17 protein-coding genes are annotated in these 19410 nt (G+C 57.5%); 1 reads left to right on the forward strand and 16 read right to left on the reverse strand.

Annotated features, from left to right (window positions below; all coding sequences use genetic code 11):
• Window positions 1-16: 16 nt before the first annotated feature.
• The 4 genes from glpD to QK300_RS09245 are packed head-to-tail and all read right to left on the reverse strand — an operon-like array spanning window position 17 to window position 6351.
• Window positions 17-1552 (reverse strand): glycerol-3-phosphate dehydrogenase, encoded by a 1536-nt coding sequence (gene glpD, locus QK300_RS09230; RefSeq protein WP_281301347.1) that lies wholly within the window; start codon window positions 1550-1552, stop codon window positions 17-19.
• Window positions 1549-3024 carry an SLC5 family protein gene (locus tag QK300_RS09235; RefSeq protein WP_281301423.1) on the reverse strand — a complete coding sequence of 492 codons (1476 nt, stop codon included), beginning with the start codon at window positions 3022-3024 and terminating at the stop codon, window positions 1549-1551. The genes glpD and QK300_RS09235 overlap by 4 nt, the downstream gene beginning before the upstream one ends.
• A gap of 13 nt (window positions 3025-3037) precedes the next feature.
• Window positions 3038-4384: a hypothetical protein gene (locus QK300_RS09240; RefSeq protein ID WP_281301346.1), complete on the reverse strand. Its 1347-nt coding sequence runs from the start codon at window positions 4382-4384 to the stop codon at window positions 3038-3040.
• The gene (locus QK300_RS09245; RefSeq protein ID WP_281301345.1) at window positions 4384-6351 is read right to left on the reverse strand and encodes a beta-galactosidase; all 1968 of its coding nucleotides are present in this window, start codon (window positions 6349-6351) and stop codon (window positions 4384-4386) included. Before QK300_RS09245 ends, QK300_RS09240 begins: the two co-directional genes overlap by 1 nt.
• A gap of 192 nt (window positions 6352-6543) precedes the next feature.
• On the opposite strand from QK300_RS09245, the gene QK300_RS09250 reads away from it, so the two are divergent.
• The gene (locus QK300_RS09250; protein ID WP_281320838.1) at window positions 6544-8766 is read left to right on the forward strand and encodes an alpha-galactosidase; all 2223 of its coding nucleotides are present in this window, start codon (window positions 6544-6546) and stop codon (window positions 8764-8766) included.
• A 92-nt stretch (window positions 8767-8858) separates the two neighbouring features.
• On the opposite strand, the gene QK300_RS09255 is transcribed toward QK300_RS09250, so the two are convergent.
• The 12 genes from QK300_RS09255 to gspG form a co-directional block, all read right to left on the reverse strand.
• Entirely contained in the window at window positions 8859-11639 is a 2781-nt protein-coding gene (locus tag QK300_RS09255; protein ID WP_281301343.1) for a TonB-dependent receptor, read from the reverse strand.
• A gap of 374 nt (window positions 11640-12013) precedes the next feature.
• Entirely contained in the window at window positions 12014-12418 is a 405-nt protein-coding gene (locus tag QK300_RS09260; protein ID WP_281301342.1) for a cytochrome c family protein, read from the reverse strand.
• 199 nt (window positions 12419-12617) lie between these two features.
• Entirely contained in the window at window positions 12618-13172 is a 555-nt protein-coding gene (locus QK300_RS09265) for a hypothetical protein (RefSeq protein WP_281301341.1), read from the reverse strand.
• 44 nt (window positions 13173-13216) lie between these two features.
• Window positions 13217-13795 (reverse strand): hypothetical protein, encoded by a 579-nt coding sequence (locus QK300_RS09270; RefSeq protein WP_281301340.1) that lies wholly within the window; start codon window positions 13793-13795, stop codon window positions 13217-13219.
• Window positions 13795-14580, reverse strand: coding sequence for a type II secretion system protein N (gspN, locus tag QK300_RS09275; protein ID WP_281301339.1), 786 nt, complete (start codon window positions 14578-14580; stop codon window positions 13795-13797). Before gspN ends, QK300_RS09270 begins: the two co-directional genes overlap by 1 nt.
• Window positions 14580-15080, reverse strand: a complete 501-nt coding sequence (locus QK300_RS09280) for a type II secretion system protein M (RefSeq protein WP_281301338.1) — start codon at window positions 15078-15080, stop codon at window positions 14580-14582. Before QK300_RS09280 ends, gspN begins: the two co-directional genes overlap by 1 nt.
• The gene (gene gspL, locus QK300_RS09285) at window positions 15077-16360 is read right to left on the reverse strand and encodes a type II secretion system protein GspL (RefSeq protein WP_281301337.1); all 1284 of its coding nucleotides are present in this window, start codon (window positions 16358-16360) and stop codon (window positions 15077-15079) included. Before gspL ends, QK300_RS09280 begins: the two co-directional genes overlap by 4 nt.
• Entirely contained in the window at window positions 16357-17343 is a 987-nt protein-coding gene (gene gspK, locus QK300_RS09290) for a type II secretion system minor pseudopilin GspK (protein ID WP_281301336.1), read from the reverse strand. The genes gspL and gspK overlap by 4 nt, the downstream gene beginning before the upstream one ends.
• Window positions 17344-17351: 8 nt before the next feature.
• Entirely contained in the window at window positions 17352-18032 is a 681-nt protein-coding gene (gene gspJ / locus QK300_RS09295) for a type II secretion system minor pseudopilin GspJ (protein ID WP_281301335.1), read from the reverse strand.
• A complete protein-coding gene (gene gspI, locus QK300_RS09300) occupies window positions 18029-18430 on the reverse strand; it encodes a type II secretion system minor pseudopilin GspI (RefSeq protein WP_281301334.1) in 402 nt (133 codons plus the stop codon). Before gspI ends, gspJ begins: the two co-directional genes overlap by 4 nt.
• Complete coding sequence (locus tag QK300_RS09305; protein ID WP_281301333.1) at window positions 18427-18945, reverse strand: GspH/FimT family pseudopilin; 519 nt, start codon at window positions 18943-18945, stop codon at window positions 18427-18429. The genes gspI and QK300_RS09305 overlap by 4 nt, the downstream gene beginning before the upstream one ends.
• Before the next feature lie 3 nt (window positions 18946-18948).
• Window positions 18949-19404 carry a type II secretion system major pseudopilin GspG gene (gspG, locus tag QK300_RS09310; RefSeq protein WP_281301332.1) on the reverse strand — a complete coding sequence of 152 codons (456 nt, stop codon included), beginning with the start codon at window positions 19402-19404 and terminating at the stop codon, window positions 18949-18951.
• Window positions 19405-19410 lie beyond the last annotated feature (6 nt).

The following is a 19410-nucleotide window of genomic DNA, read 5'->3' on the forward strand; positions in this document are numbered from 1 at the left end:
AGGCTGTTATCAAGGCTTAATCATTGCGGCTGTCGAGCCATTCCTGCAAACGCGATTGCTGCGCCTTGGTCATGAACAGGCCGCGCTTGCTGCGCCGCCACACAATATCTTCGGCCTGCACCGCCCATTCATGGCGGCGCAGATACTGCACTTCCGCCTCATAAAGTCCGGCACCAAAATCCTCGCCCATGGCAGCAAGCGCGGTGCATCCATCAAGCAATGCAAAAACCGCCGTGCCATAGCTGCGCACATAGCGGCGCGCCACATCATCGGGCAGCCACGGGGCTTCAGCCTTCAGCCGATCATAAAGGGTGGCGGGGTTATCAAAATCACCGCCGGGCAGGGTTTGATCCTGGGTGCGGGATGGCCCCAGATCGGGGAACACCGCCTGCATTTTATCCACCGCTTCTTTTGCCAGCAGGCGAAAAGTGGTGATCTTGCCGCCGAAAACCGATAGCAGGGGCGCGCCGCCCTCTGTCTTGGCCCCATCTTCCCCACCCTCGGCCATTCCGGTCAGGGTCAGCAGATAATCGCGGGTCACAGTGGAGGCATCGCTGCTTTCATCATCAAGCAGGGGGCGCACCCCGGCATAGCTCCAGCAGATATCGCGATCCGTGATCTGGCGCTTGAAATAATGATTGATGATCGACAACAGATAGGCCTGTTCATCGGCATCGATGTCAACCTTGCCGGGATCACCGCTGATTTCCTTGTCGGTGGTGCCGATCAGGGTAAATTCCCCCTCATAGGGGATGGCAAAAACAATCCGCTTATCATCATTTTGCAAGATATAGCATTCCGGGCCCTCATAAAGCCGGGGCACCACGATATGGCTGCCCTTCACCAGCCGCACATGCCGGGGCGAGGGACGATGCAGCTTCTCTTCGATGAAGCTTTGCACCCATGGCCCTGCAGCATTCACCAAAAGCCGGGCCCTGACCCGGTGCGGCTCGCCGCTGATCTCATTATGCAAAAGCACCTGCCAGACCCCGCCCTCATATTGCGCCGAAACACAGCGGGTGCGCGGCAGGATCAGCGCCCCATGATCGCGCGCCGCCATGGCATTGAGCACCACGAGCCGGGCATCATCCACCCAGCAATCCGAATATTCAAAGCCTTTTTCGATGCCGGGTTTAAGCGGGCTATCGGGGCCAAAGCGCACAGATCGCGATCCCGGCAGGCTGGCGCGGCGGGCCAGATGATCATAAAGAAAAAGGCCGATGCGGATCATCCAGGCCGGGCGCAAAGATGGCAGATGGGGCAGGCGAAAGCGCAGGGGCCAGATGATATGCGGAGCGGCCCGAAGGAGCACTTCACGCTCGGCCAAAGCCTTCGCCACCAGCCGGAATTCATAATGTTCAAGATAGCGGATGCCACCATGAATGAGCTTGCTGCTCGATGAAGAGGTGGCACTGGCCAGATCATCTTTTTCGCATAATAAAACGGATAAGCCCCGCCCGGCGGCATCGGCGGCAATGCCCACGCCATTCACCCCGCCCCCCACGATCAGCACATCATAGATCTGTTCCGGGTCTTGCTCCATCATACTCATGGGATTGTCACGCTCTCCTCATTACGGATGTTCGCAGCCTGCTGGCTGCGCATGGGCAGTTCAAATCGGGCATGGCGGCCAAAAACCAGCCTATTGACCAGCAAGGAAACCGAAAGCGAGCTGATCAGGGTCAGAAACATCAGATGGATATAGTGTAAAGGGGTCCATAAAAAGGTGAAGATGGCATATAGCCCCACCCCGAAAACCACCGCAATAATCGCCGCCCGGGCATCCACATTCTGGAACAACAGACCAAGAATGAAAACAGACAAAATCGGCATCGACAACAGGCCATTCAATTGCTGCACCAGATTGATGATGCTGGCCGCCCCATCATAAACCGGCACCAGCATCAGCGCGGCCACAACGAACCCCAAGGTGATCGCCGCATTCAACCGCACCACATTGGGCTTTGCCTTGATATAGCGTTCATGAATATCACACACATAAAGGGTGGCCGATGAATTGAGCACACTATTAAAGCTGGTCAGCACGGCAGCGGCGATGGCGGCCGCAAACAGCCCCGAAAGCCACAAGGGCAAAACATCGCCCACGATCCGGCCATAGGCCGCATCGCCGATATTGCCATAAAGCTTATAAGAAACGATGCCGGGCAAAACGATCATCGGCGGGATCAGCACCAGCCGGATCAGGGCCGCCGCATAAACGCCTTTTTGCGCTTCTTTCACCGTGGGCGCGGCCATCGCCCGCTGGGTGATGGTTTGATTGGTGGACCAATAGAAAATCTGGATGAAAATCATCCCCGTGAGCAATGTGTGCCAGGGGATGGGGCTATCATTGCCGCCCAGCATCGTCAGCCTTTCACGCGGGATGCCTGATAAATCAAAGCCGATGGCATCAAGGGCCAGATAAACCACCAAAATCCCCATGCCCAAAAGCAAGATGCCGCTATAGGTATCGGAAACAGCCACCGCCCGCAGCCCCCCCAAAACAGCATAGGCCGCCCCCACGATGGCAAAGGCCGTGGCAATCAACAGGATCGGCGCTTCCACCCCGAACATCGATTTCATGAATAACGAGCCGGTATAAAGCATGATCGGCAGATAGATGAACACATTGCCCAGTAAAAACAGCAGGGCAATCACCGCCCGCACATGATGATCCTTGAAGCGCTTTTCCAGCAATTCCGTGGTGGTGGTGCATTGATAATGATAATAAACCGGCAGGAAAAGCCGGGCCAGGATCATCAGCCCCAGCACCGCAAATAATTCCCACCAGGCCAAGAGGGCCATCTGATTGCCATTCATCCCCACCAACTGATCGGTGGAAAGATTGGTAAGCGTGATCGACCCCGCCACAAAAACCCAGGAAAGCCCCCCGCCCGCGAGGAAGAATTCCTTGTTGCTATCGCTGCTTTTCCGCCCCGCGCCGCGCACTTTCCGCCAGGTGGCAAAGCCGATGAGCGCAGTGACGGCAAAAAAAACGATGACCTGAACCGATTTGAGATCCATCTCCTCCACGCTCTCAATCCCCTGTCACGTTCGCTGCCCCATCCGCTGAAGGGAGCAGATGTTCAAGCTGCAATCCCACCGCCCAGCGCCGATGAAAGCCCCGCCAATAGCCCGCGCTCGCCCCGGCCTCATCAGCCAATGCCGCGCCCACCTGCTCGCCCTGACCAATCGGCCAAACCCCATCATTAGCCAAAGGCGTGGGCACATCGAGATAGCTGCGGGCCGCATCATCGCCCTTCAAGGTCCAATCAAGAAAAGCGGTGATCATGTGAATATTGATGGCGAGGATTCGATCCGTGCGCCAAACCGGCTCTTCCAATCTTTCGCGAAACTGGAAATAATCCTTTAATTCCGGGGGCGCATCATTGACCGCGATATTATGCCGGGCATTTTGAAAGCTCAAAAGATAGCGATCCGAGCCGGTCATCGCCTGCCATAAAGGGCGCACGCCCTTGGCATAATCGGATACATCATCAAGATCCCCATCAATGAACAGGCTGGGCAGGGTGATCTGTGCCAAAGCTTCGGGCCGCCAGGATGAAAAAGGCGGCTGATAGCCCCAGGGGGCAAAAGCCACCAGAGCCTTCACGCCCTCGGGCGGCGGCGGCGCATCAGTGTCCAGCATGCCCTGCATGATATCTTTGGGCATGGATTGCATCACCAATGAGGCCGGATCATAGCCCGCACCGGCGGTGGTGATCGCCCCAAAGCCCCCCATGGAATAGCCCAGAAGGGCGATCTTTTGGGGATCATACAGATCATGCCACGGGCTTTCGCCATCCGCCGCCAATTCTTGTAAGGCCGTGATCACAAAGCGCTGATCCCGGCTGCGATGGGCCACGGTGGTGGCGAAGGATAATTGCTGCACCATGGCGTTCACCGGCAAAATATCGCGATGGGCGATGGCCACCACCACATAGCCTTTCGATGCCATCGCTTCCCCCAGCCAGCTATAAAGGCTGGTCCAGTTCTGATAGCCATGCGACACCACCAGAAGCGGAAAAGCTTCGCCCCGCACCGGTTCGCCATCCAAGATCGCCCGGCCCTGCCTTGTGATTTCCGCAGGCAGATCGGCAGGATCGATGGTGGGGGTAAAGGGGGTGGGGCTGCGATAGATGATCTCCTCCTTCTGATCGGGCCGGGCTTTTGCGGGATACCAGATGGCGAGATCAAGGGAGCGATCAGCGCGCCCGCCGCTTTGGGGATCGGGCTGATCGGGATTGACCAGCGTCAAGCCGGAATAGCCCACCGCATAATCGCCCCGCGCCGCCAGTTCCGGGGCATCAGAGGGTGGAAAGGCCCCCGCCGCAAAAGGGCTGATCACAAGGGCGGCACAGGCCAATAAAACGAGACGGATCATCAGATATCCTTCCAAATAGCAACATCATGAGCGGGGATCATCGCCGAACCCAGCACGAAATCCGCCCCCGCATGAGCCGGGGCCAGCTGGGCGGTGGCAGCATAGTTAAAGGCAAAAACCAGCCCGCCCCGGCGGCTGATCCGCAGATCATCAGGCAAATCGAGCGTCGGCAGATCAAGGCCGGGCAAGGCGCACAAATGGCGGAAAAAATCGCGCAGGAATGGCGCATCGGTGAGACCCGCCAGATAATAGGCCTGCCCCGACCGCACCAGCGCCGGGCTGCCATCATCAAAGCGGGCAAGGCATTCAGCCGGGCCGGGATCCACATGATCGCGCCACGCCCGGGCCCCATAGCGTTTCCCCTGCCATGTCAAACTGCCGCCGCAGCCGGGGCGCAGGGTTTCCGCCATCAAAATCCTGATCGGCAGCAAGGCCCGCAAGGCCCCGGGTGCCAATCCTTCGGGGATTGCACAATCCACCGTTTTTCCGCCACTGCGGGGGCCAAAAACCAGCGTCGCTCCGCTTTTTTGCAAAGCCTCCACCCCGGCTTCGCTGATGATCGATAAAACCGGCGCACAGATGAGCCGATAGCCTGTCAGATCATCATCCACGCTCAGGATATCCACATCCAACCCCAAAGACCTGAGCGCCGTGTAATATTGCCGCATCAGGCTTTCATGATCATAGCTGTCGCCTTGGCGCTCGATCTCGGTCACCCATTGTGATGGAGCCGAAACGATCATGGCAATCTTTGGCTTTGGGGCAGGCAGATCGGCCAATTTCAAATGCCTGATTTCGGCCTCGACAGCCTTGATTTCGGGCCAGGCTTCCGCCTCGCTATGGTCGGGCCGCAAAAGCCCTGCATGCATCTGCTCCTGCGCAAAAGGGGCTTGGCGCCATCGAAAATAGCTGACGCATATGGCCCCATGGGCAAAGGCTTCCAATGTCCATAGCCGGACCATGCCCGAAGCCGGACGGGGATTGTGCCGGGCCCAGTTCACCGGTCCGGGCTGCTGTTCCATCACCCAGAATGTGCGAGACGGGGTAAGGCAGCGGCTTTGATCGAAGGTCCATGCTCCCAGATCGGGATGGCCCGTGCGCATGAAGCGCTGAAAATCATCCGCCCCCGCATCGCGCAGCACCAGATCGGTCCGGCCTAAAGGATAATTATCATAGGATGCAAAATCGAGCCCCCGGGCGAGAGCAAAATTATCCACCCCGGTTTCCGCCATGGGGATGAAATTATGGGTGATGAACTGATCCCCCACATGGGGGCGGATGGCCGCGATCATCGTGCGATGCCACAGGGCCACCTGATCGGATGTGAAGCGGCGAAAAGCCAGACGATGCGCCGGGGCGGTTTCCGTTACCGCGCCATAGGGGGCTTCGATCTCGCTGAAATCATTGTATTCCATCGACCAGAATACATTTCCCCAGGCCTCATTGAGGGCGGCAATGCTTCCATAGCGCGCTTTGCACCAATCGCGAAAAGCCGCCACCGCCTGGGGCGAGATGGACAGGGCCGTATCATGGCAACAAAGCTCATTATCGGTTTGCCAGCCGATGACCGCTTTATGCCCGCCATAATGCCGGGCCAGTTTTTCACTGATGCCTGCCGCCAGATCGCGATAAAGGCGGCTTGAAAAATCATAATGACGCCGCGATCCAAAGCCCCGCACCCGGCCCGTATGGGGATCGACCGGCAGAATATCGGGATGCGCATCGATGAGCCATTTCGGCGGGGTGGCGGTGGGGGTGCCGATCACGATCTTCAATCCGGCATCGGCGAGGATATCAATCGCCTGATCCAGCCAATCAATCTGCCATGCTCCCGGCTTTGGCTCCAATCGCGACCAGGCAAATTCCCCGATTCGCACTACCTTTAGGCCCAGATCGGCCATGCGTTTGGCATCATCGGGCCATAAAGCGGGCGACCAATGTTCAGGATAATAACAAACGCCAAGCATTCCCCCTCCCCTTTCATCAAGATCGGCTTATGCTGCCAATCCTTTGTTCTAATTATATGGCAGGCTTTATTTTTAGATCGCTGCCTATTGATCATATTAATAAGATTTTATAAGGATGCAAGGCTGGCGGCTTCCGATGCTGTAAAGTTTTTCCGCCCCATTCTCTATGCTTTGCCCCAGATGAGGATCATGATGACCAGCAAACAGCGATCTGACCAGCCATTGGATGCACGGTCGGCCAAGACGCCCGAAAATAATCGCCCCGCTTTTCATGTGCTGAAGGGCGATCATCTCAGCGCCATCATCGATCTGCGGGGCAGCCTGCCGGCGCTGCTTTATCTGGGGCGGCATCTCTCCGCCGAAACCACCCCCGCCATGCTGGCCCATTTTGATGAACGCTATGAAGTGCCCGGCGGCCCGGCTATCGATGCCCCCCTCTCCCTTAGCCCCACACATGCTGCGGGCTGGCTGGGCGCTGCGGCGATCAGCCTGCATCAGGGGGGGTGTGGCTGGGATTTCAATCCCCGCTGGGACAGGATCAAAACCGATGAGATCGCAGGCGGACAGGCCCTTATGATCACCGCATCCGATCCGCGATTGGGGCTCATGATCATCCATCGGCTGGCAATGATCGGCGATATTTTGAAAGCGTCGACCGAAATACGCAATCAATCCGCCGAGCCAGAGCCTTTTGTCATCGATCATTGCGCGGCGATCACCATCCCGGTGCCCGATCCTCTCGATCATATCCTGTCATTCGAGGGGCGCTGGGCGGGCGAATTTCAAATGCGCACGACCAAAGGCTTCATGGGCCAGTTCGTGCGGGAAAACCGCCGGGGGCGCACATCCCATGACAGCTTCCCGGCGCTGATCTTGAAGGAAAGCACCACCGATTATCATCGGGGATCGGCCCTTGCCATCCATCTGGGATGGAGCGGCAATCACCGCCTTATCCATGGGCAATTGCCCGATGGCCGATGCTATCTACAGGCAGGGTCTTTGTTCCTGCCCGGCGAAATTCGCCTTGCACCGGGCGAGCATTATCAAAGCCCCGATGTGTTCATCAGCATCAGCGATCAGGGCCTGAACGGGCTGAGCGCACATTTCCATCATTTTGTGCGCCACAGCCTTTTATCGCCCGGCCTTAAAAACATGCCGCGCAAGGTTCATTATAATAGCTGGGAAGCGGTCTATTTCCAGCATGATCTTAAAACCTTATGCCAATTGGCCGATGAAGCGGCAGCGGTGGGGGCGGAGCGCTTCGTGCTTGATGATGGCTGGTTTTTAGGCCGGCGCCATGATCGGGCAGGATTGGGGGATTGGTTCGTCGATCCCGCAATCTATCCCGATGGCCTCGGGCCCCTGATCGATCATGTGCACGAAAAGGGCATGGATTTCGGGCTGTGGGTCGAGCCGGAAATGGTCAATCCTGATAGCGATCTTTTTCGCGCCCATCCCGATTGGGTGCTGGCAGCATCAGGGGCCGATCCCATCCCTTTTCGCCATCAGCTTTGCCTTGATCTCAGCCACGGGGACGTGAGCGCAATGCTGTTTTCCCGGCTTGATGATCTTTTGAAAACCTATCCCATCGCCTATTTGAAATGGGATATGAACCGCGATAATCTTCATCCCGGCGGGGCAATGGGTGAACCGGTGATGGAGCGGCAGATCCATGCCCTTTATGCCCTTTTGGATCGCCTGCGCGCGGCCCATCCCAAGGTCGAGATCGAAAGCTGCGCATCGGGGGGAGGCCGCGCCGATTATGGCATTCTGGCCCGCACCGATCGGATCTGGACATCCGACAGCAATGACGCCATGGACCGGCTGGCCATCCAGCGCGGATTTTCGCTGTTTTTTCCGCCCGAAGTGATGGGGGCGCATGTGGGGCCGCATCTGTGCCATATCACCAAACGGGCCTTTCCCATGGAAACCCGGGCGGCGGTGGCGCTGTTTGGGCATATGGGGATCGAAGCCGATCTGCGGCAGGAAACACCCGCCGATAAAGCCATTCTGGCCCAGGCCATCGCGCTTTATAAACGCACGCGCGGGCTGATCCATTCCGGCCAATTGGTGCGCTTTGATAGCCCCGCCCCCTTTGATGCCTTTGCCATGATCGAAGATGGTGGCGGGCAGGCGCTGGTCAGCATCGCCCATCTTGGCCATGATCTCGCTGCCAGCAGCCTCGCCCCTACAAGCCTGCCGCCCAAAATCCGCTTTTCTGGTCTGGAACCCCATCGCACTTATCAGATGCGCGCCCTATGGCCGCAAAATCCCGACCCCGGCAACAGTGCTTTCTGGGCCGAATTATTTGACGGCGGGATCACCGCATCGGGCGCGGTTTTGATGCAATCGGGCCTTTTGCCGCCCCGGATGATGCCCCACAGCCTTCTAATCCTGCATCTGCAGGCGATCTGAAGCCCATTTGGGCCGCCCCCTGATAAAAAAACCGACCGGGGTGGGGCCCCGGCCGGTTCAAACAAGGATGGGAACAGCCCCATCCCTTAGGATCAGAATTCCGTACGCACCCCAAAGGCATAGCGCGCACCGGTATTCACCACCTGCAAAAGCTGATTGTCAAAACGTCCGGTTTTAAAGACTTTTTCATTGGTGATATTGATGCCTTCCACAAAAACCGAAACATTGGGCGTGATGGCAAAGCTTGCCCGGGCATCGATCTGATCGAAGGTTTTGACGAAAATCGGATCACCCCCCACCGGATTGGAAACGGTTTGGAGGAATTCGCCCCGGCGATTATAGGCAATCCGGCTTTCAAAGCCGCCCTTATCATAGAACAGAATGAAATTCTGCGAATTGCCTAGCCCTTCAAGGGCAAAGGTCTGGTTGATGCTGCCCTGATCCACATCGGCATTGCTGGCAACGAAAGTGGCGTTCGCCGTCACCCCAAAGCCGCTGAGAACCCCGGGCAGATAATCGAACAGATGCTGGAAAGCAATTTCAACACCCCGCACATTCGCGCTTTCAAAATTGCGTGGCCGCCGCACATTGAACGGAGCCAGGCCACCGGGGAAGATATTATCGGCATTATCCACCGGGAAATCTTCCACCGCCAAAGTCGAGACGATGAAATCATCGATCTGCTTATAATACAGGGCCACGGTGAAATAGCCGCCCGGCGCATAATAATATTCAAAAGACAGATCGAAATTATCCGATGTAAAGGGCTTCAGATCGGGATTGCCGCCGCTGGCAATCAGATTGCCCGGGCGCAGCACATCGAAATTCACCCGGGGGGCCAGATCGGTTAATTGCGGCCGGGTCACGGTTTTCGAAGCCGCAAAGCGCCCGATGATCTCGTCGGTGAATTCGATCTTGGCATTCAGACTGGGCAGGAATTTATCATAGGAATTGGACTGCCGAACCGTTTCCACCCCGCCTGCAAACACCCCTTGGAAAATTGTTTCATCGCCAAAAACCGTGCGCAGATCATTCAAAGTGAGCTGCGAACCGGTCGCAGTCAGATTGGTGTGGGTATAGCGCGCGCCCAAATTCACAAACCATGGCAGGCCCGCCACTTCGCCCTCGATATCCGCTTCGATATAGGCATCGGCGACGATTTCATTCACCCGAAAGCTATCGGGCTGCACCTGTGCGGAAAATCCATTGGGTCCGATCAAAGATGCGGTGGTCCCGGGCGCCAGATTCAACAGCGTATCCCGGGCGGTGGCGGCCTCGGGGGATTCGAGGAAGGCAAAAAGATCATCAGGATCGAAGGTTTGAAACGCGCGGGGAATATCGCCAGAAAATCCGGCCAGAAAGCCGCTATTTTCAAAAGGCCGAAGGATCGAATCCGGCACATCCACGAAATAGCCGCAAAACAGGCACAGGGTATTGGGATCAGTCCGCACAAGCTCATTGGTTTTGGTGCGATCCGCATAATAGGCGCCGATCTTCAAACGCTTGAGATGCTCGCCATCCACTTCCCAGGCGCTATCGAGGCGGTTTTCAAAAATCTCATCGGTCACATCCCATCCCTCGCGAATGGCGATATGGGCCCGGCCAATGGATGGATCCTGCAGATTGGCGGGCAGACCGGTCACTGAAGGCAGATCGGTTGTGCCATCATTGCTGAAGCTGACACCATTATTGAAGCCGATCACCGCAAAGCTGTCATTGCCGCCATTATTGGACGTGGCGCGCGACCATGAACTATCAAACACCAGATTGATCATATCATTCAACTGCCAATCGGCATTGAAGCCAAGAGCCTTGATCTTGGTGGGCCGATTAAAGGTGCGGCTGATAAAATCGGTGGCGCCATTTTCAGAATGCGTGAGATTGGTCACCGTGCGATTGCTATCAATCTCGGCATCCAGAATCTGATCGGCGGTGAACCAATGGCCGATAGAGGCCGCATTGCTTTTCACCTTGAAGCGATTCCACAAGGCATCCACCGTGAAATGCAGCCGGTCCGTTGCCTTATATTCAATCACCCCGGTCACCCCGGTGCGATCCCGATTTTCAAAATTGGTGATCTGATCGAAATTCTGCGGCACAAACACCCCTTCAAGCCCGGCCTGTGGCAGGCTGCTATTGGGGTTGAAGCCACGGGTTTCCACAGAATCGATCTGGGCATCGCGCGATTGATGGGAAATCGAAAGCAAAAGACCCAGACGATCATCCATGAAGGTATCGCTGATGAAGGCAAAGCCCTGAGGCTGCACCCTTTCCGATAAGTCTTCGTACATGCCTTTGGCACTGGCCACAAATTTGAAGCCGCCAATATCAAGGGGCCGGGCCGTTTTCACATTGATGGTGGCCCCCAAAGCCCCGGTTTGGGTGGTGGCGACCGAACTTTTATAAACATCGGCGCCGGTGATCAGATCGGCAGCCAAAAGATCGAAGCTGAATTCGCGGCCCTGATTTTCGGTGGCAAAGCTGCGGCCATTCACCAGCACCGTATTGAACGACGGCCCAAAGCCGCGCACGGTGACAAACTGGCCTTCGCCGCCGGACCGATCAATGGAAACCCCGGAAATCCGCTGAAGGGATTCGGCGACATTCGAATCCGGGAATTTACCAAGATTTTCTGATGAAATGGAATCGACGATCCGATCAGAATTGCGCTTGATATCCATCGCCCGGTTCAAACTGCCACGAATCCCGGTAACGACGATCTCATCGATTTCAAAAGGTTCATCTTCGGCTGATGTGCCTGACCCCTGCGCCATAGCGGGGGCTGAAGCCAGCATAGACAGCAGCGCAAAGCGGCTGGTCATGGATGTGAAGAAACGCCGGGAACGGGGCGCATCCGTGGCCTTCTGTGTCATCTTAATCTCCCTCCCAAAAAATCCAAATGAGCCCGGGTGCTTTTTTTTATTGTGCTTTTTGGTGCACAGGTGCCGCCGAGCCCTGATCGAACGGGCAATCGTCTTCACCCGTTTATTTATATGACTTATGATATTAAATATCTTTAGTCAAGCCAGCTCATGCCCCTTCCAGCATCTTACGCTTTATAAGGGTTGTATTTGTAAATTATTGTAAATAAACAATTTTCAGTCGAAAATGAAAAAGGCCCAAAGACCGACGCGCCGAATGGCGGTGATCTTTGGGCCCTCAAAAGCCTGGGCACTTGCCGTCTTTCTTCACACAGTCAGAAGACGGCGCGCGGCCAAAGCATAAGCCGGTTGCTCGGTCCGGCCGCTTAGTCGGCTTGGGCGGCGCGCTTTAAATAAGCAATAACATCCAAGCGATCCTGTTCCTTCCGAAGGCCGGGAAAAGCCATGCTATTGCCGGGAATGAAAGCCCGGGGATTTTCTAGATAGCTTGAGATATTGTCTTCGGTCCAGGTGATGTCGGATGCTTTCATGGCATCGGAATAGCGGGGAAAGCCCTCAACCGTAGCGGCTGCGCGCCCCACCACATTATAAAGCGAAGGGCCCACGCGATGCTGGCCTTCGGTAACCGTATGGCAGGCCTGGCAACGGCGGAAAATCTTCGCCCCCTCATCGGCATTGCCTGCTTCCTGAGCCATCACAGGCAAGGCAGACACGCCCGCGCCCAAAGCCCCAAAGCCTAAAATCGGTAAGATCGCCGATAATAAACGCATCCTTGGCACATCCACTCTCCTTTTATAGCTCATTGATCTTCATAACTGATTGGCCATGATTGCGGCCCAATGTTCCTAACGAACACGAAAAATCGTCCATAACAGTTTGTGGGACAGATATGGCATGAATAAGGAAATCGAAAAGAGCGGTCTATTGTCGCGCTATGCTCCGCTTCACCCCCCGCCATCATGCTTTGGCTTATTGCCCGCCCAGAACCGCCTTCAAATCCGGCACCAGGGGCCGCACCGTTTCGATATTTTGTTCCGGCACATCCTTGATCGCGGCCAGCATGATCTTCATGCCTTCGATCTGTTCGCGCACCGCTTGGGGCATCTGCGCCAGCATGTCCGGGGTCATCTGTTCGGCCATGGCCCGGCTTTCATCAGGAATATTTTGCATTTCCATGGCCATGAAAGCGCCCATCACCTGATCGCCCACGCGTGCCCATTCATCCACATCGGAAAAGCCATGGTCGGCGGCCACATCCTTCATCTTCTGATAGCTTTCGGGGGCTGCCGTCTTCATCCAATCCGTGCCCCGCTGATAGGGGGAAAAGCCATGCTCCACGCTGGGCTTCAGGGCATTTTGAAACCCTTCAGCCAAGCCGCTTTCCTGCAAGTCTTCCCCCAAAAGGATCACCTCGGGCAGGCTTTCAATGAACCGCGCAGCCGAAGATTTATCCAGATCCTGCGCCGCCAATGGCATCGCAAACAGGCAAAAAAGAAGGGCGAATCCCATTTTCAGGCGCATCATAAAAATCCTTACATTATTCACTTTCATTGAAAGACAATCGTCCTTCATTCTCGTTTCCGATTCTTAGCAGGCACATCCGCCTGTCGGCAAGCGATCAACCCGCCCACTGGCCGCATCTGATCCCAGCCATCGGGGCTACTGAGGCGCAGCGTGCCTTTAGGAACGAGCGCACCGCCGATAATCCCCTCGCTGATCTGGGTTTCAAAGCTCAGTTGCAGCCGCAAAGCGCCATCCTCCGTAGCAAAAATCTGACGGGTGAAATATCCGGCCTCCACATCCCCTTCGGCCGCAATCCGGGGGATCGTCATCAGTGCCCCATCGATCCGCATCAAGGCCGCGGCAGCTGCAGAATTTTCATAAAAAACCAGCGCCGGTTCGGGGGTTTTGGAAAAGAGAAACAGCCCGCAGGTGCCCGCCGGCAGGTCCTGGGAGGGCAGCCGCCCGATTCTGTGCAGGCCCTCATCATCCCAGATAGACGATGCCGGGTTTGATGCTGTGGGGGATAAAGGCGCGGATGGCGAACCCGTTGTGCAGGCGGCCAATAAAAGCCCCGCCCCCAGCAACACAAACACCACCCGCCCCAGCCGCAACATAAGACCAACAATATAATGGCCCATAATCATCAGCCGTCCTTTCTGCCAAGGGAAAGCGGCACCAATGGAGCACCGGGGCTTGCCTGCTGAAAGAGATAGCGGCGGCCATCGGCGCGAAAACCGAGCATCGGCAAAAGTCCGGCCAAAGCCTCATTGGGCGCTTCGTCGCGCCATTCAACCACCATATCCACCTGCCAATGCTGATCGGGGAATATCCGCATCAAAGCCTCGATCCTGATCTGCGCATCCTGCCCGCTGAGGGGCAGATGCACAATCTTATCGCGACATAAAAGGCGTCCGTCCAATTCAGGCCCCACCCAGCCGAGCAGCGATTGGCTGCGGCTGAGGGCATCACTCCATAATGTGCCGGAAGCCGCACGGCAGCCTTCCCCGGGGACGAACCGCAGATCATCAATTTCAGCGGTAAACCGCCCCAAAAGCGGCAGGCGCAGGGGCAATCCGGCCAGATCGCCCTCCAGCGCCCCCTTAATATCCAAAGCAGACCCAAACAGGCCCATCACCGCGCGCCCCTGGCCCGTCAGATCACCGCCCGTAAGCTGCCAGCCCATATCCGCCTTGCCCCGCCATAAAGCCCAGCCATCAAGGCGATAGCCAAAATCCCCCAAAAGGCGGCCATCAAGGCTCAGCCCATCCAATGTGCCCGACCAAAGCGTGCCGTCAACCAGCCTCACCCCCACCCCATTGGTGGCCATCATCCGATCCCCAAAGCTCCGCCAAACAAGCGATGCGGGCAGCGTGGCAATCCATAAAACCAATGCGGCCAGAACGAACAAAAGGATCAGGCGTCCTTTCATCAAAACGCCCCTTTTTGCAAGCGGATCTGCGCCCGGATGCCTGCTTGTTCGCGATTATCAGACAGGCTGGCCCGCATCACCCTGATCCCATGTTCCGTTTGCAAATCGGCAATCCAGCTAAAAAGCTGCGGCGCTGAAATCTGATCGAACCAGATCGTAACCCCGCCATCCTCTTCAGGCATCAGGCGGGTCATCGACAGGCCCTTTTCGCTGGCCGTGCGGCTGATGATGCTGCGCACCGGATCCGCCATCGCATTGCCCTTGCCCGCCAAAGGGGCCATGGATTTTTGACGGGCGCGCAAGGCCAGCACATCGGCGGCCAGCCCTTCGATCTCATCAAGAGTGGCTAAAGCGTTCTGGCGCACCGCCATCTGCTCGGCCCGATAATCCAGCAAAGGCCGCAGGATAAATTGCCAGCCCCCAAGGATCAGGAGGATCAAAGCCGCGCCCTGCAAGAGCCTGCGTTCCCGACCGCTCAGATCCATCCACCAGCTTTTCATAAGGCCATCCTTATCACCACGCTGCCCTCGATCCGATCCCCCGATTGGCGCACCCCGCCATCTTCGAGCACCCCGCCGCCCGCCTCGATGCTGGCCTTCAAGGCTTCCAGATCATCAAAGCCCTGATAAACCAGATCGCAATGAAGGCTTTCGCTTTCATGATCATAGCGCATCATCACCAATTGCAGGCCTGGCTTTTGGGCTAGGGCATCCACCAAAAGACCCGCAAGACGCAGGAAACCGGCCCCACCCCCCGCCGCCATCAGGCGGCTTCGTTCCTGATCCAATTGCGCCCGGGGATTGATGATCCGCTTCTGATCGGGCATGGCATGGGAAAAAACCGCCTCGGCCCGCACAAAGGCGGCATCGGCTTCCGCCGCATAGCGCTGGCCATCCAGATAAAGCCACAGCCCATGGCCGAAAAATACCAGCGCCAAAAGCCCCGCCAAAAGCCGCAAGGCCCGCATATCAGGCAGAAAGGCCGAAGCCCGCCGATAAGGCCCCTGCAATAAATTGGCCGCCGCCCCCTCAACACCGCGTTTTCGCAGATGATCAAGGAAAGATAGCGGCGTAGGCGCATGATCGATTTCCCAGCCATCTGGCAATAAATCGGCGAGATCCCGGGCCAGTTTCGCCCCCGCACCCGCCTGCTCGCCTGCCCGATCATCCCCATAAAGATGCAGATGGCCGCCGCCCCCTTGGGCCAGCATCGCCGCCCGCCAGGGATGCGTTTTTAACACCGGGATCAGATGCTCGGCTTCAATCGCAAAGCCATCATCGGGCCCCAAGGCGACGATCATCATCTGACCATCGGCAAAAATCTGCACTTCTTTTTCCGATTGCCCCGATGCCAGCGCCAGATAATCGGGCAGCATCAGATGCGGGGTCACGCCGCAATCATGCAGGCGCGCGATCCACCCCGCCATCAGCCGATCCGAAAGCGCCAGAACCAGACGCCGGGATGGCCCATCGCCCGCCATCGCGGGCTGATCGGCGGGGGCCAGCGCCACATGCAGCCGTTCATGATCATGGGCCAGATCATCATCAAGGGCGATGGCCGCTGCGGCCTGCATCTGCGAAAACCGGGCCGGGGGCAAAGCCATGAACCGTGAGGCCACATCACTGCCCGGCACCAGCGCGATGATCCGATCTGCCGCGGCCGCCGCTTTTGCCAGATCATCGCATGCCAGACTCTCAGGCGGGGGCGCATCAGACATGACGATCCAATCCACAGGATCATCCGGCGATGCGGGAAGGCGGATCAAAAGCGTGCTGGTCATAGATCCTGTCCGATCTGCCGACGATGGCGGATCAGCCGCCCATTGGCTGCCTTTTCAAAAAGCGTTTGAAGAGCAAGGCTGCGGCTATCCAGTAAAATGGTTGATCTGATCAGGAAAAACCGGGTTTTTACCCCGATGCGCTGCTGCATCTCGGTGGGGATAACCATCGATCCGAACAGGGGCTGCGCCCAAAAGCTGCCCTGCCCGCGATAGCCGCCTTCGGGGCGATCAAGGATCAGCCCGCGAAGCTGGCTTTCGGTGAAGCGATCCCCGAAAATCATCGCCAACAGCGGCCATTGGCTCAGGCTCAGGGTATTGATATTGATCACCGATGGCCCGGCCATGGGCAAAACACAGAGCCAATCGCGCAGGGCCCGATAAAGCCCCGCATCCATCCCCTCCACAGCCCGCATTTCCATGCCCTCCACCATCAGGCTATCGGCGGTTCTATAGCCGATATCCTTACCCCCATAGGCAAAATCTTCGGCCCCGCGCGGGGAAACACGCTGATCGCTATCGATCCAATCGCCAAAGCGGGCAATCAGCCGGGCGGCCTGTGCCTCATCCACATCAAGGTGATCCAAAAGCCGGGCCAATTCTTCGGCAGCTAGGGAGTCGATCACCAGCCGCCCCCCCATATCGCTGACCAATCCATTGATATTAAAACAATTCCCGCCATCGATGATCCCCCCCCTGATATGCCCGCCGGTGATGGGAAAGATCTGTTCGCCCTGCGCCCAGGGGCTTTGAAGGCTATCGCGATCCGGGCTGATCCGATGACTTTGGGTGATCACCGCTGCGGCCAGTTCCTCGGCCCCCAGGGCATACCAGAAGGCCTGATCGGATTGCCGTAGCAAAGCCAGCTTTTCTATGGCCGCGCGCCCATCCGCCAGCATCACCACCGCCATGGCCGATAATAACGCCACCAGCACCAGAACGCTGAGCAAAGCCGCCCCCTTTTGGCGGCGATCGGGATCGCGCACCCTCATCCTCACGGCCCCCCGGGAAGCAGGAAAAGCTGCCGCAAAGACCCAAGGCTTTGGCTTTTGGTGATGATCTCCAATGCCCGGGGCAGCATCGCCAGATTGCCGCCGGCGATGGTGGCATTGCCCCCGCTGCGCAGTTCATAGCGATCAAGCCATTGATCCCCCACCCGAAAGCGCAAGGACAGGCTTTCAATACCCAAAAGCAGGGGCTGATCAAAACAGGGGGTTTCGGGCACCCGATCCGGATAAAGGCAGGCCCGGCGGATCAGCACCCCATCCTGCAGCCGATAATCCACCCATTGCAATCCGCCGCGCGGCAAAAGGGCATCGGGATTATCCCAGCCATGCCGGGTCAGGATGAGCAGGGGTTGATCTGCGCCGCTTTGATCATTGCCATAAAAAACAAAAGGCTGGCGATTGCCCATGGCATCGCGCACCGGGCGACGGGCGATTTGTGCGAAATCCGATTTCATCAAGGCCCGGGCTTTATTGAGGCGATCAAGATCATCCGCCAGATCGGCCATTTGCCCCCGGCCATCCACAGCCACCGCCAGCACCCCGGCCCCTGCGGCGGCAATCACCGCGAATATCGCCAGTGCCAGCAGCACCTCAACAAGGGTAAAGCCGCCGGTTGCCCGCCGCCCTTGGTCATCGGCCCGCATTTTTATGGGGCTCGCCTTGATCATGGGCTTGCCCTGCGAAATGCCGTGAGGCTGGCCAGAACATCCCCGCCACCCTGATCCGGGGCGACACCGCTTTCCTCAAAGCGCCGCACATCGATCTCGATCCGGCTGATGGCAGGATCGGCGGTGGCGATGATCCGCCCGGTCCAGATCCAGACCATCCCGGCTTCCTCGATCCGGCCCTGATCAATCCCCGGGCCGGATAATTGCGGCTGGCTCATCCATAAAACCATCTGATTTTCCGCCACGATCTGGGCCAAAGCCCGATCCCGTACCCCCCCGGATGTAACGAGGCTTTGGGTTTGCGACGATAAAAGCGCCAGCACCGCAAGGGCAAAGACCCCCAAAGCCACCATCACCTCGATCAGGGTGAAGCCCGCCATGCCGCCTTTCCCGTTCATGGATTGCGCCTTTGCAGATCAAGGGCGATATGGCCATTGGCCTTTATCCCGATCTCTGCCTGCATATTTTGGCTCGCCAGCATGATCCGGGCCTGGCTTGCCTGCCCGGTGCTATCGAAAAATATCTGCGGTTCCCGGCTATCAGGGGCAAGGGGCTGGCCATTGCGTTCGATAAAAAGGGTGACATCCTCCGCCTGTTTACGGGGCCAGGGGCGATGCGCTCCGCCGCCCAAAGATCGGCTTTCAAAAGCCTGCCAGCGGCCTTCGTGGCGGCGATAAAAACCATAGCCATCGGGATCGATCAAAATGCCGATGCTTTGCCCGCCTAAAATCGCCATCTGCCCGGCCATCTCCAAGGAGCGGGTCAAAGCCCGCGCATTCTTCTCCACATCGGGGGTGGCGGGGGGAAGGCTGAACACGACCACGACCGATGACAATCCCACCACGAAAAGGACCAGCATCAATTCAATCAGGCTGAGGCCGCATTGCGGGCCAAAGGGGCGACAATCGGCCATGGCTCAATTCCAGTTGCCCAGATCCGCATTCTGCCCCTCGCCGCCCGGCCGACCATCGGCACCATGGGAAAACACATCAAATGTGGATCGCTCCCCGGGATAAAGATACAGATAGGGATTGCCCCAGGGATCGGCGGGCAGGCGTTTGATATAGCCGCCGGTGCGATAGCGTTCCGGGCGATTTAGCCCCCCGGGGGCGCTGAGCAGGGCTTCCAGCCCCTGTTCCGTGCTGGGGTAGGCGAGATTATCCAATCGGTACATTTCAATCGCCTGCTCAAGGGTGGCGATATCCGTGCGCGCCTTATCCACCATCGCCCGATCCTGGCTTGGCAAAACATTGATCACCACCACCGTTGCCAAAAGGCCGATGATCACGATCACCACCATCAGTTCGACAAGGGTGAAGCCCGCCTGATGATCCGCACGCGGATGGCGGGACTGTGCAGCATGAGCGGTCATGGTCAT

The sequence above is a fragment of the Iodidimonas sp. MBR-22 genome (genome assembly GCF_029946565.1).
In the GTDB taxonomy this organism is placed as follows: Bacteria; Pseudomonadota; Alphaproteobacteria; order Sphingomonadales; family Rhodothalassiaceae; genus Iodidimonas; species Iodidimonas nitroreducens.